17 protein-coding genes are annotated in these 12466 nt (G+C 53.3%); 14 read left to right on the top strand and 3 right to left on the bottom strand.

Annotated features, from left to right (window positions below; translation table 11 throughout):
* Positions 1–10: 10 nt before the first annotated feature.
* Together OQ287_RS11740 and OQ287_RS11735 are read right to left on the bottom strand one after the other, a co-directional pair.
* Positions 11–526 carry a PRC-barrel domain containing protein gene (locus OQ287_RS11740; protein WP_250939024.1) on the bottom strand — a complete coding sequence of 172 codons (516 nt, stop codon included), beginning with the start codon at positions 524–526 and terminating at the stop codon, positions 11–13.
* A 74-nt stretch (positions 527–600) separates the two neighbouring features.
* The gene (locus OQ287_RS11735) at positions 601–1572 is read right to left on the bottom strand and encodes a YihY/virulence factor BrkB family protein (protein ID WP_250939026.1); all 972 of its coding nucleotides are present in this window, start codon (positions 1570–1572) and stop codon (positions 601–603) included.
* 111 nt (positions 1573–1683) lie between these two features.
* Between OQ287_RS11735 and OQ287_RS11730 the strand changes: the two genes are divergently transcribed.
* From OQ287_RS11730 to OQ287_RS11705, 6 genes are all read left to right on the top strand, one after another.
* Entirely contained in the window at positions 1684–2316 is a 633-nt protein-coding gene (locus OQ287_RS11730) for a YIP1 family protein (protein ID WP_250939028.1), read from the top strand.
* A 181-nt stretch (positions 2317–2497) separates the two neighbouring features.
* Complete coding sequence (locus OQ287_RS11725) at positions 2498–4855, top strand: PAS domain S-box protein (protein WP_250939030.1); 2358 nt, start codon at positions 2498–2500, stop codon at positions 4853–4855.
* Positions 4856–4928: 73 nt separating this feature from the next.
* Positions 4929–6275 (top strand): hypothetical protein, encoded by a 1347-nt coding sequence (locus OQ287_RS11720; protein ID WP_265896552.1) that lies wholly within the window; start codon positions 4929–4931, stop codon positions 6273–6275.
* 85 nt (positions 6276–6360) lie between these two features.
* Entirely contained in the window at positions 6361–6750 is a 390-nt protein-coding gene (locus tag OQ287_RS11715) for a glutaredoxin family protein (protein WP_250939034.1), read from the top strand.
* A gap of 100 nt (positions 6751–6850) precedes the next feature.
* A complete protein-coding gene (locus tag OQ287_RS11710; protein ID WP_250939036.1) occupies positions 6851–7015 on the top strand; it encodes a hypothetical protein in 165 nt (54 codons plus the stop codon).
* A 79-nt stretch (positions 7016–7094) separates the two neighbouring features.
* Positions 7095–7568, top strand: a complete 474-nt coding sequence (locus OQ287_RS11705) for a DUF2059 domain-containing protein (RefSeq protein ID WP_265896550.1) — start codon at positions 7095–7097, stop codon at positions 7566–7568.
* Between the two features lie 176 nt (positions 7569–7744).
* On the opposite strand, the gene OQ287_RS11700 is transcribed toward OQ287_RS11705, so the two are convergent.
* Positions 7745–8005 carry a hypothetical protein gene (locus OQ287_RS11700; protein WP_265896549.1) on the bottom strand — a complete coding sequence of 87 codons (261 nt, stop codon included), beginning with the start codon at positions 8003–8005 and terminating at the stop codon, positions 7745–7747.
* Between OQ287_RS11700 and OQ287_RS11695 the strand changes: the two genes are divergently transcribed.
* The 8 genes from OQ287_RS11695 (at position 7892) to cdiI (ending at position 12008) form a co-directional block, all read left to right on the top strand.
* On the top strand, positions 7892–8242 hold the full coding sequence (locus OQ287_RS11695) for a DUF6862 domain-containing protein (RefSeq protein ID WP_407658258.1): 351 nt from the start codon (positions 7892–7894) through the stop codon (positions 8240–8242). The genes OQ287_RS11700 and OQ287_RS11695 overlap by 114 nt on opposite strands.
* 72 nt (positions 8243–8314) lie before the next feature.
* Positions 8315–9202: a hypothetical protein gene (locus OQ287_RS11690; RefSeq protein ID WP_265896547.1), complete on the top strand. Its 888-nt coding sequence runs from the start codon at positions 8315–8317 to the stop codon at positions 9200–9202.
* Positions 9199–9558, top strand: coding sequence for a DUF596 domain-containing protein (locus OQ287_RS11685; protein ID WP_265896546.1), 360 nt, complete (start codon positions 9199–9201; stop codon positions 9556–9558). Before OQ287_RS11690 ends, OQ287_RS11685 begins: the two co-directional genes overlap by 4 nt.
* 179 nt (positions 9559–9737) lie before the next feature.
* The gene (locus OQ287_RS11680) at positions 9738–10364 is read left to right on the top strand and encodes a hypothetical protein (protein ID WP_265896545.1); all 627 of its coding nucleotides are present in this window, start codon (positions 9738–9740) and stop codon (positions 10362–10364) included.
* Entirely contained in the window at positions 10357–10665 is a 309-nt protein-coding gene (locus OQ287_RS11675) for a hypothetical protein (RefSeq protein WP_232911538.1), read from the top strand. Before OQ287_RS11680 ends, OQ287_RS11675 begins: the two co-directional genes overlap by 8 nt.
* A 205-nt stretch (positions 10666–10870) precedes the next feature.
* Positions 10871–11233 (top strand): HNH endonuclease, encoded by a 363-nt coding sequence (locus OQ287_RS11670; RefSeq protein WP_265896538.1) that lies wholly within the window; start codon positions 10871–10873, stop codon positions 11231–11233.
* Complete coding sequence (locus OQ287_RS11665; RefSeq protein ID WP_265896537.1) at positions 11230–11607, top strand: hypothetical protein; 378 nt, start codon at positions 11230–11232, stop codon at positions 11605–11607. The genes OQ287_RS11670 and OQ287_RS11665 overlap by 4 nt, the downstream gene beginning before the upstream one ends.
* A 38-nt stretch (positions 11608–11645) precedes the next feature.
* On the top strand, positions 11646–12008 hold the full coding sequence (cdiI, locus tag OQ287_RS11660; RefSeq protein ID WP_265896536.1) for a ribonuclease toxin immunity protein CdiI: 363 nt from the start codon (positions 11646–11648) through the stop codon (positions 12006–12008).
* Positions 12009–12466: the final 458 nt, after the last annotated feature.

The following is a 12466-nucleotide window of genomic DNA, read 5'->3' as shown; positions in this document are numbered from 1 at the left end:
TACAGCGCTGTTACTTGTCGACAGCGTTGCTTGCATTATCCAGCAGGTTGGATGTGGCTTCCCGCGTGTTTTTCCATGCGCTTTCAGCGCCGTTCTTGGTCTTTTCCCAGGCGGTGGATGCCTGCTTCTTGGCATCCTGCCACCAGTCATTGGTGTACTCAGGCTGGTTATTGAGCTGTTCTTCGCTCAGATCCACGGTCACCTTGTATTCGGTGTCTTCCAGACTGCTGTCCTGAGTGGTTTCAACCGTGAACTTGCCCTTTTCAATGACAAAGTTCTTGTCATGACCGATATCGCCAGTCTCGATCACAATAGCCTGAACGCTCATGTCATCGCCGAGAAGGATGTTTTCAACTTCTCCGGCTTCATTTTTCGGGTCTGATTGCAGGTAGACCGGGGCATCCATGAGTTCATCAGCGCTGTAGAGGCCCTGTGTTGCCGCCTGGGCAGCCATGGCCTGCGGAATCATGAATACGCCTGCGGTTAAAAGTGCAGTACCGGCAATGGCGGATTTGATGTGAGACATATCGTGCTCCTTGCATATCTAGAGGGGCATGCGTCCTGCATGTTCTTCTTAATATAGGGTGTTTTTCCCATCCTTCAACCGGCGGACGACTTTTCGGCCGCATCCTGACTCGCCGTGGTATCCGCTGCATAAGCCTTTCGATCCCCCATGGGCCTTTCGGCACCCACGGTGGTGTCCGTGCTGGTTTCCCGCTCGAACTCCCTGTTGATACCGGCACCAAGCAACACGATGTAAGCCGACAGCCAGAACCACATCAATAAAATGACCACGGCGCCGATAGAACCGTAGGTTTCGTTGTAACTCGAGAAGTTACGGACATAAATCGAAAAACCGGCCGATCCCAGCAGCCACAGCAGGGTGGCTGCCAGTGCACCTGGGGTCAGCCATTGCCAGCGGGCAGCGCGGCGGTCCGGAGCGAAGCGATACAGCAGGGCGATGGCAAACAGAACCAGCATAAGCATCAGCGGCCAGCGCGCGTAAAGCATGATTGAGCTCAGCAGGTCGCCGAAGGGCAGGTAGCCAATGATGGCCGGCACCAGGGCGATGGCCGCCAGCGTGATGATGGTAGACAGCACCAGGCCCAGGGTCAGGGTCACGTTGATCAGCGCCTGGTGTATGAGCCCCCGATGCTCCTGCTCCCCGTAAATGATGTTGAGACCGGCCATGAAGCCACGCACGCCCTTGGACGCGCTGTACAGGGTAAACAGCAACCCGCCGATGGCGGTGACGCTCATGCCGGCCTGCGGGTTGGTACTGACCTTGATGGCCTGCTGGCTGATGATCGAAACGGCCTCCTGAGGAACGATGCCATTCATGGCCTGGATCTGCTGCTGAACCTCAAGGGGATCCGATACCAGGCCCCAGATCGAAATAAGCGCAGCAATGGCCGGGAAGATGGCCAGCAAACCGTAGAAGGCGATGCTGGCAGCAACCATGTTGGCGTAGTTGTCAGTCATCAGGGACTTTACCCGCCACAGGGCGGAAAGCATTGCCCGAGGCGGTAGCTGTAGCGGTGTATACGCAGAAGTCGTACGGCTGGAGGGCATGAGCAGGTCCGTCAAATAAAAAAACAAGTATAGGTCGAAGCAAAACTTGATTCGACTCGGATAGGGTTCCTGGGTCGAAAGGATGGTTCAAATTAACTGAAAGGGCGTTTTATGTCTCATACCCTGCATGATCACAGGCGTAGTCCATGGCTTGCTCTATGGGTCAGGCCGCGCCATACCCTGCGCTCCTTGCTCAAGTCGCGGAATGCGTTTTCAACACGGCTGTTACTGGCAGGGGTGCTTGGTATTGTACTGATGACCGAACTGGCCGCCGTTCAGGGGCTGGGGCTGCGTCATGGCGCACTGTATCTTCTGGTGTGGTGTCTGCCTGGAGGTCTGCTGTGCGGGATAGCCGGCCTTTATCTGTTCAATGGGGTGACATGTCTGGTGTCCAGAGCCATGAAAGGACGGGGAGACTGGGCCGATACGCTGAGCATCCTGACCTGGACCAATGTGCCCCTGTGCGTGGTGGCGCTGGCGACGCTTGTTCAGCTCAACATTGCCGGTATGGATTACTTCATGGCCGGAGGAGCCATCGTCGAGCACCCTGCCACGCTGGCGCTGACCTTTGCCAAATGGATCATGGTACTGCTGGCTGCTCGGGTAGGTGTGGTGGGGATTTCCCTGGTCCAGCGCTGCTCGGCGCGGCGCGCCGCAAGTATCCTGCTGGTTTCCCTGCTCATCATGGCGCTGATTACCGGGGCCGTGTTTTGGGGGCTGGAAATCCTGTTTTCTCTGATGTAGCAAGGAAGGCCTCTTTTGTATGATTATTTAGAGTATTGTTTATAATTAATATACCTATATTGAGGTGTCGGGTTTATTCCATTATCGCTGCCGCGCTCGACCCATGGAGTTCACGCTGACTGATTCCCGCCGATGAATGAGCTCAGTACCGTGAAGCCCATCACTCGATCAAGGGTACCTTATGCGTCACACGCCTCATTATGTTCCAGCGCCATTTCCGCTCGATGAGCCCCAGCGGCTCGAAGCGCTGAGGCAGTTGAATATTCTGGATACTGCTCCCGAGCAGGCGTTTGACGATATTGCCGAGCTGGCCCGCGTCATTTGCGACAAGCCCATCGCACTCGTTTCCCTGCTCGACAGTGACCGTCAGTGGTTTAAAAGCTGTCTGGGGCTTGATGCAACGCAAACTCCGCGCGACATGGCATTCTGCGGCTTTGCCATCCTGGAAAAAGACCGGATTCTGGAAGTTCAGGACACCAGGCTGGATCCGCGTTTTGCGGATAACCCGCTGGTCAGGGAAGCGCCGAATATTCGCTTTTATGCCGGTATTCCCCTTGTCATGAAGTCAGGGCATGCACTTGGCACGTTGTGTCTGATCGATACCAAACCCGGATGCCTCACCGACATGCAGCGTCAGGCACTGACCGGGCTTGGCCGTCAGGTCGTCAAGCAGATCGAATTGCGTCAACTTGCCGAGAATCATTACAGCATGGCATCACGCTTTACCGAGCTCTCACAGCGCGCGCCAGGGCTTCTTTTCGAGCTGGTGTATCATCCCGGCGCCTTTACCCTTCAATATGCAGGAGAGCGCGCCGAGCAGATGCTGGGCATTGCCTGCAGTGACCTCTATGACGATGTGAACGTGCTGCTTCGTCACCTGGTTCCGGAAGACCGGCGTGCGGTGCGTCGTGCGTTTCTGGCGTCCTGTCGTAGTGTAACGATGGTGGATGTGATCTTTCGGGCGAGTGTCCTTGGCCAGGAGCGATGGTTTCGAATAGAAGCCTCACCTCAAAAGGATGACACGACGCTGGCCTGGTACGGGTTCTTGTCGGATATCACGCTTCGCCAGCAAGGCCGGCTTGAAATCGAGGCGGAACGCGCGATGTATCAGCGAGTCATGTCTGCTGCCTCCTCGGGGATCGTGGCCTGTAACGAGCAGGGCGAGCTGACGGTATTCAATGAGGCTGCCTATCGCTGGCATGGTGTCGATGTGACGGCCGTGCCTCAGTCGGAATGGGGGCAGTACTATGACCTCTATGAGCAGGATGCGACCACGCCCATGTCGGTTGAGCGCATTCCGCTGGTACGAGCGCTGGGCGGTGAAACGCTGCGTGATGAGCCCATGGTCATTGCCCGAAACGATCAGGAGGTTCGATACGTTTCTGCCAATGCCGATCCGATTTTCAGCCCCGATGGACGGCCACTGGGCGCTGTCGCCATCATGCATGATGTGACGGCACGTGTGCTGTCCGAGCGCGCGCTTGCCCTGCTTCAGCAACGATTTACCCAGGCATTTGAAACGGCACCGATTGGCATGGCGCTGGTCAGCCTGGAAGGGTGGATCGTGGATGCCAATGACGCACTGTGCCGTCTGCTCGGTTATTCCCTCGAGACACTCAGAACACTGAAACTGCGCACTCTCATGAATGTGGAAGACTGGCAGCACGAGCTGCCGTTCCGCGAGGAAATGTTGAACAACACGCGTCAACATTACCGTATCGAAGGCCGCTATCATGCTCGGGATGGCAGTGAGCTCTGGACCGAGATGCAGGTGTCGTTGTTGCGCGATGCCCACGGTGCGCCGGATCAATTCATTACTCAAATCCTTGATATCACCGAGCAGCATAGAGCCTCGCGGATGAAGGATGAGTTCATTGCAACGGTCAGTCATGAACTTAGAACGCCACTGACATCCATCAGCGCGGCCCTGGGCATGCTTGACTCAGGCGTGCTGGGGAGCTTGCCTTCCTCTACCGCGACCGAGATGATCCGCATTGCCCATGAAAGCAGTGAACGCCTCAAGCGGCTGATCAGTGACCTTCTGGACATGGAGCGGATTTCTGCCGGCCAGATGAATTACGACCTGGCACCTCAGGCCATCGAGCCATTGCTGAAGGCCTGTCTCGATGAATGCCGGATCATCGCACGGCAGAGCCATATTACCCTGGGATGTACGCTCTCCTTTGACGGTCTGGTCAAGGCAGATGAGGCGCGCCTGAAGCAGGTGTTGATCAACCTGCTGAGTAATGCCATTCGTTTTTCGCCTGAAGGAAGCCACGTGCAACTTGCCAGCGAACAACGCGATGGCATGGTCAGGCTCAGCGTGACGGACAATGGCGCAGGCATTCCAGATGCCTTCAAACCCATGGTATTCAAGAAGTTCGTTCAAGTGGATGGTGCCAGTACGCGACGTCATGGCGGGGCCGGGCTGGGGCTTGCCATCAGCAAGGAACTCGTGGAGGGCATGGGCGGGGGAATCGGGTTCACCTCCGTGAAAGATGAGGGCAGCTGCTTTTATGTTCTCCTGCCAAGGGGGTGAGATACGCCCTTTGTATAACCCTTCCCGGGAGTAAGTTACACTCAGGGTTTAGGCGGCAAGCGGAAATACATCGGTGATCACTGTAGACAACCGTGAAGGGTTCTCGCTTCGAATTTCACGCATTCTGAGCAGGGAACCCTCTCAGCATGTTGATATCTATTTCTTCCTGCCCGGCGAACTGGGCTTCAGCGCGCGCGTCATGTCGGAAGGCGACTTCTTTCACAACGCCATCTACGTCAAGCGTACCTATCACAGCACTCGCCATCAGCTCCCGCTGGTATACAGCCGACTGGCCAGTCGGTCCAGACTCTCTCCGGAGCGTTACCGGCTGGATCTGAGCCTTTACGCCTACCAGTACGTTGTCGCCCTCGAGCGCCAGGCGCGCGCCCTTCAGTCCCGTAATGACGCCAGCTCGGAAGAGCTTCTTGAACTCAGCGAGCTGTGTCAGGGCATTCTGCGTCGTCTTCGCCGGCACCAGCCGGGTGAGGAGCGTCTGGAAAAATACTATTTCAATATCGATAACTACCTTTCCTGGTTGACCGAGCAAAGTGTTCTGGCACTGGCCATGCACGTGGAGCAGCATGAGCATGCCCATGAAGGGCGGCAGGCGCTGATGGACCTCGCCGCGCAGGAGCGGCGCCATCGCGAGGAAAAAAACTACAACTCCTCCAGGGCCATGGATAACCCTTCACGGATGTCGAACAAGATGCGCCTGCTCAGGCGATTGATCGAATACCCGATTACCCTGCGCGAAAAGCGTCAGGAACTGGGCAAGATGGAAGAGAAGGGCGTCAAGGCTCTGGCAGCCGGTCTGGTAATGGTTGTGGTATCGGTGCTGATGTTTGAGGCGCGTTCGGTACTGGGCGATCTCACCCTGCGCTTTTTTTTAGCGCTGGCGGTCATGTACGCCGCCCGTGAAGTCTTCAAGGAAGACCTGCGCGATACGCTATGGCGCTGGCTACGGCGAGGGCGGCCCAAGTGGCGCAGCCAGTATTACGATAACTTCAGTGGTGACATGGTCGCACGTGCGCTCGAATGGTTTGATTATTCCCGCTATCAGCGCCTGCCCGACGACATTCGCCGTACCCGCCGCGGCAACATGGTCAAGCGGGAAGAACACGTACTTCACTATCGCAACCACACGATGCTATCTCCGGGCCGGTTCCTGAAAGGCTATTACCACACCCGTGAGGTTATCATCGTGGACCTGCAGTTCGTGGCCCGACTGATGGACCCAGGCTCCTTTGACGTCTACCGACTGGATGATGAGGGCAATATCCAACGCGATGAGGTGGAAAAGCGCTATCAGGTCAACCTGGTGGTCAAGACACGTCAGGGCGATGATATCGAGCTTAAACGCTGGAAAATCACCATGAACCGTTCCCGCATCGTTGATGTAGAAGCTGTCGGCTCGCCGTGATACGTCGCCCGTAGCTCGGCAAACTGATAGAATTGGCCCAACTTGAGTGAAACTTTAAAACGGTGCAATGGCACCAGGGGATTCCATGCGGTTGGTCATTCGATTGTTTTTCAAGGGGCTACGGCGCGTTCTGATGCCTTTCATGCTGATCTATGCGGCGGTGTCAAAACCGAAGGCCGTAGAGCGCAGTGCCTCGGATCAGGCTCATATCGACCAGGAATGCCAGCAACTGGCTCTTTATCAGTTCTCTACCTGCCCGTTTTGCATCAAGGTCAAAAAGGAAATTCACCGTCTGGCATTACCGATTGAAATGAAGAACATCCAAAAGGATGACCAGGCGCGACGTGAGCTGGAAGCCGGCGGCGGCCGGGTCAAGGTGCCGTGTCTGAAGATTGTTCATCCGGGCGGGCTGGAAGAATGGATGTACGAATCAGATGATATCAACCGCTATCTTCAGCAGCGCTTTGCAATCTGATGAGGAGAAGCTTTCCTCCCGGGGCGTGAAACAGCTATGCTTCAGTCAGTGGCATTGATGCCCATCTGGTGGATTCTCAACATGACATGGAGGACAGCATATGTCCGGTGACAAGTCCAAGGCAGAAGAACTGGTTGACAAGGTTGGCGGCAAGATTCAGGAAAAAACCGGCGAGGCAGCAGGCGATCAGGACCTCAAGCACAAGGGGAAAAAGGATCAAAAGGATGCCGGTAACGTTCATGAAAAGAACAAGAACGACGAGTAATATTTTCACTACTTGTTGATTCAGGAAGGGCAGCCGGCTGGCTGCCCTTTTTTATAGTGCCTTGAACAGGAGTTCCATCATGTTGAAACCTTCGTTGTGTCTTGCTGCCCTGCTTTGTTTCAGTCCCCTCTCCATGGCGGACGCTCCGAGCGAGGAGGCCAGCCAGGCCGCCTACACGCTGATGGAGCAGACGGACATGAAAGGCATCTTTGATCAGGCCATGCAGGATTCTCTGGAGCAGCAGCTGGCAGTCAATCCCGCCCTGGTGCCCTACAAGGATGTCATGGAGCAGTTCTTCAACGACTATGTGAGCTTTGAAAGCATCAAGCCTCGACTGGCTGCACTTTATGCCTCCCGTTTCAGCGCAGACGAGCTGAACACGTTGACGGACTTCTACAGTACCGATACCGGTAAAAAGGCCATGGAACTCATGCCTGAATTAATGCAGGAAGGTGCCGGTATCGGCCAGACGCAGGTAATGGCGCATCAGGACGAGCTTCAGCGCATGCTTCTCGAGCGCAAGGCAGAACTTTCGGCCAGTGCACAGCAATAGCCAGCAGCTTCACGCAGGTTTTCCAGCTATTTTCGTAAGATAGCGGGCCTGGCGGCTAAAGCATTATCGCCAGGCCTGCACCCCACCTCCGTACATCAGAGGTCTCCTTTCTCGGCAGTTTGCATATTTACGTCGCAGGAAGAGCAAAACGCCCCTGATCCAGCCGTTAGCCTGAATCAGCCGGTTCCGGTTATCAAAGCCCTCAACCTTGTCTGGCCGCCGAAGCCACTGGCAGTGACTTCCGCAGCGGCGCCATTGCCGCCGGCGCCAATGAAGCGCTGGTCACGCAGCTCGCTGCGTTGGTCGACAACGATCGGACGCTTCTGGTCTCGGCCTCGAAGATCACCGGCATCCTCGCCGCCGGGATGGCAGGCGGGGATGTGGAGAAGGGCGCGGAGGTGGCGGGAAATGCGACGGGATATAACTATTTGTCGCATCCAGAAGCCCGGCGTCTGCAAGCCATCAACCGCCTTCTGGACGATGACGATACCCTCACCGAGGCACAGCGTCAGGCCCTGGAGGATGAACGCCTGGAAATCAATACCCGCAGCCAGTCGCGTGACCGGGTGTTGGAGCAGGCCTGTGGCCAGGGCGGCTCGGCAAACGCCTGCCGCTACGAACGGGCCCAGCTGCAGGTAGCCATGGGTAGCTGGAAAGGCGTGCCGCTGGGCTGAGAGGAGCAAGACACGATCCTTGCCGAGTACATGCATACGGCGAGGCAGTATGGTCAGAACCAGCAACAGCGCATGGAGCGCATCGGTGCCGAAGCCCTCTCGGAGATGGTTGTAGATTCTGCCAGCGCGCCCTTCATCATGGGGAAACTCGTTGGGCAGGCGTTACAGGGAGATGCAGAGTCCCGGGTGACACTGCAATTAGTGGGCGAGGAGATAAAGGCCTTTGCTGCCGATCCCGCGAACTACATCAGCGAAAGCAATCGCGCACAGCTGGCACGTGCCGATGCGCTGGAGCAGGCGGGGCGACTGGATGACGCTGACAGGCTGAGAGTTCGCGTTGCGCTGGACAACGAATCAATGCTGATGGGCGCAGGTGGGCTGTTGGCACACCTGCCGAGGCTGGCTAGGAGTGTTTCGAGAAGTAAGCTTGGACATGGTGTTTCGGGCGAAGGTGATAAGAAAACTACTGGAAACCCAGTAGTTGATGCTGAAAAAGAAGCTTTGGACCGCATTGCAAAAAAACCGAAAGGGCCCAGCTTGGCAGACAAGCAGCCTGGCACTGTGCTGCAAGCGCAATCACATAAGAGAATGAATGATTTGATTCGGGATTTTTCAGATAAAGCGCTTCTTCCAAAAGATTTTGAGTTAACTATTAATGGCAAAGTTCTGAAGGCTGATCCTATCGTTAGTAAGAACGCCCCGGTGTATGTTGGGGCTACTGATGACATGGTGGCTAATTATTTTATGCAACTTGCAGGTGTAGAAAAGCTGCCTTCTCCCAAAGCAATTACTATACGTGGTCAACCATCAGAAGTTTATTCTCTTGTAAGAAGCGATGGTGTGAAACTGAATTTGAGGAACGGTTCGTCATCTGCTGCTGAGACTGGCGCCAAGTGGTCAATAGACATTATCGGAGTTGCAGGAATAAAGGCCCCTAAAGTGGAGATAAAATTAAAATGATTAACTGCTCTTTTGAGGATTGTGAGTACAAATTAATACTTGAGTGGAGTTATGGCCTGGCCATCGATTCTTTGTGGTTAAGTGTGTGCAAAATTTACGATAATTTCTCCTATGATAATTGTAAGGATATTTTCTTGCAGGTTCTTTACAGGGTTCTAATCGAAGGAAAGGCTAGATTAGCGTGTGGTGACTTTCTAAAAGGTACGATTTTAGAGCAGATTGAAGCTTTTAAGGTCGCATGGCCTGCAAAAGATGATATCGATGAAAGCCTTTTCTGGGTAACTAATGAGGGCGTCTCTTGGGTGCCTGGTGGACTTGTATGGCTATATGAAGATGGCACAGAAATTTGGACTTAGGTGTTCGGTCCCGGGAAGTATTAGTGGGCGAGGAGATAAAGGCCCTGGCGGCCGATCCCGCGAACTACATCAGCGAAAGCAATCGCGCACAGCTGGCCCGTGCCGATGCGCTGGAGTAGGCCGGGCGGCTGGATGACGCTGACAAGCTGAGAGTCCGCGTCGCGCTGGACAACGAATGAATGCTGATGGGCGCAGGTGGGTTGGTGGCAAGCCTGCCGAGTATGGCCAGAAGGGGTGTCACATCGTCAGCGGGAAAGCTGATTGAAGCTACCAGGCCTTCTCCAAGTACTGTCTCGGGAGGTAAGGTTGGAACGGATAGTCTGGATAGCGCTGTTAAAAACAGTGCAAAAGGTGGCGGTTCTAGTGGTTTCAGTGGCGGTAAACCAACTATCGTTGATGATCCATACAGCCCGAATGCTGTTACTGAAAGGTCTAGCGTAAATAGAGATAATTATGGTCGGGAAAATGCTGCCGATGAGTTTTCTGCTGGTCTTCCAGACTATGCAACGCATTCAACAGCAAAGAGCTATCAGTCAACGGCGCCAAGAGATCTGAACGAGCAGACTTTGTGGAACAGAGTGACAGAAAATCCTTCTGCGGGTCGTGATACAAAACTAGCGGGCGATAAAGACTTCCCGCGGAGTGAGGGATGGAGAAAAATGGAAGTAAGTCACCGTCTACCTAGCGGAGAAAATATAACCATCCACTACCAGTACAACTCCGTAACCGATAAAGCATACGATATGAAAATTACTACGCCGCAACAGCTGCCCCCTGTGCTGCAGCCCGGTAGAACTATTGAGTGATGTGGATATGATTATTCGAGAAATTGGGCGAGAAGAGCCTGTACAGGTGTTTGGGATTTACTGGATAGAGAACGAGCGTTTTTACTGGGTCATTCCTTATGATGGCTACGGTGGCCTGATGGCACTCAGCGATAGAGAAGTCAATGTTGTTGACTCTTCTTTGTCAAGTGATCTCATCCTCTGCAAGGATGGGGGGGGAGGGGACATGATTCTGCATTGGGCAGCGGAAGATTTGATTGAAGAACTTGTGGAGCGTGATCCACTAGCAATGGTCGAGTTCTTAGAGCGCATAAAAGGCTGATGGTGCAAAAGGAACTGGGGCTGTTGTAGATGACACGATCAAGGCATTACCAGCCCCAAGACAAATAGATGCATCGTGGAGCGCGAGCACTTAGTGCAAAAGATAAAGGCTCTGAGATTCCGTACAATCCGCAAACCACTAGAAATAATCTTGAGTCTACTTATGCGTTCTTTCTACTACGGTTCCACCAGTCGATGGTCGGAATGTGCATCTTGCAGGGCAGCGACATCCGGTAACGGGAATCGTATTCGATAACAGGGGATTCCCTATATTTGATGATGTGACTGCCTTTGACACGAGAATATCGATTGATGCCTTTAAATCTGCGAGTTATGAAGGGCAAATGAAACTTGCAACCAAAGGTTTGCTAGGGGCTATTGAGCAAGGTCAAGTGAAAGCTTCAAGCTTTACTGTTCGTCAGCTTCAGCAGATCAGAGCAGGGGCAAAGAAAATTGATGGGTATACATGGCATCATCATCAAGATAGTGGACGAATGCAGTTGGTCCCTGAGCTGATTCATAAGAAGACAGGACATGTGGGTGGCGCAGCCATGGGAGGTGGGATGTGAATCTGAGTGAACCTGGTTGCTTTAGCGATGAGCTAATGGCATTTGTTATAACCTGTCTTTTTTGTGGGGCTATAAGCAGGGATGAGCTTAATATATGGTGCGCTGAAAATTTGGCATTGAATAACGTCGCAGTATTTTTGTATGAATTAATGGATTTCCATGATGAAATTTTCAAAATTTATAAGGTAATTGGCTATGTGCCATATTGGGAGCATACGGAAGATGACGAGCATGCTTTATATGGTATTTCTGTTCGTCGAGGGTTTGAGCCTTACGACATGCCTTTAACACGAGAGGAAGCGCTTGCATGTCTTGAAGCATCACCAAATATTGAGCGGCTGTTTGGTCAGGTTTTTAGCTTTATCAAACTGTAAATAAGGTGGCGAAAAAGTAACAAGGGTTGCAAGTAATTATGAAAGATTTATTTGGCCAGCCATACGGTGAATCAGATCTTTGTTGGGCCGTCAAAGCGTATTTTGATAGAATGTGTAATGATGGCTACTTCGTTGAAGCGATTGGCTATATCGTTAAGAAGAGGGGGTTCAGTACGGATGGGGCGTACTGTAACTTCCCCTATAAAAACAGCCCGTTTGAGAATGAACATTTTGAGGGAGTTGAATTCGCTTATGGCTATCCTCCTACGGATGAAGAAACGGTTATCGTGAGCGACAGCGTTTGCCCCGAGTATGTTCGGCTGGCTTGTGATAAATACCTACACCGTCATCCTGAAGATATGAAAAAGATAAAAGAAGCTTTAAAGCAACTTTCTTTTTAAGTGCTGTATGCTTGCATTTTAAATGCACCCTCAATTGCTCATCGTTGCTAGTAAATTGTAGGTGATAGAATCATCCTGCGATGTGACAACCTTGGCTTTGGTGGGCTGGGCTCATAGCCTTTGGTAGCTATTAATTGCAATAACTTGTACTCATCTCATGAAGCCGATCTAGTGAACCAGTCACTGCTACTGTCGGTGATCAGTAGCTCTCGACGTGGACGAGTCATGCTGACATATGGTAGGTGCACTTCATGTGGCAGATTGTCCTCATTGTCTGTCGGTTCTCCGATCCCGCCAATAATGACACCATCGAATTCCGTCGGCTGAATAGCACAACCCGCGCATTGTCAGCGGAAACTATCAGGTCTATCAGAAGACGTGCCTTGCCGCCGACGGTGACATGGCCCTGACAGAGGTGGCGATATTACCCACTCCTCGCCCCATCAGCAGAGCAGCCA

It is taken from the genome of Larsenimonas rhizosphaerae, from assembly GCF_026240105.1.
Taxonomy (GTDB): Bacteria; Pseudomonadota; Gammaproteobacteria; order Pseudomonadales; family Halomonadaceae; genus Larsenimonas; species Larsenimonas rhizosphaerae.
This window is presented reverse-complemented; position numbering and strand designations above follow the sequence as displayed.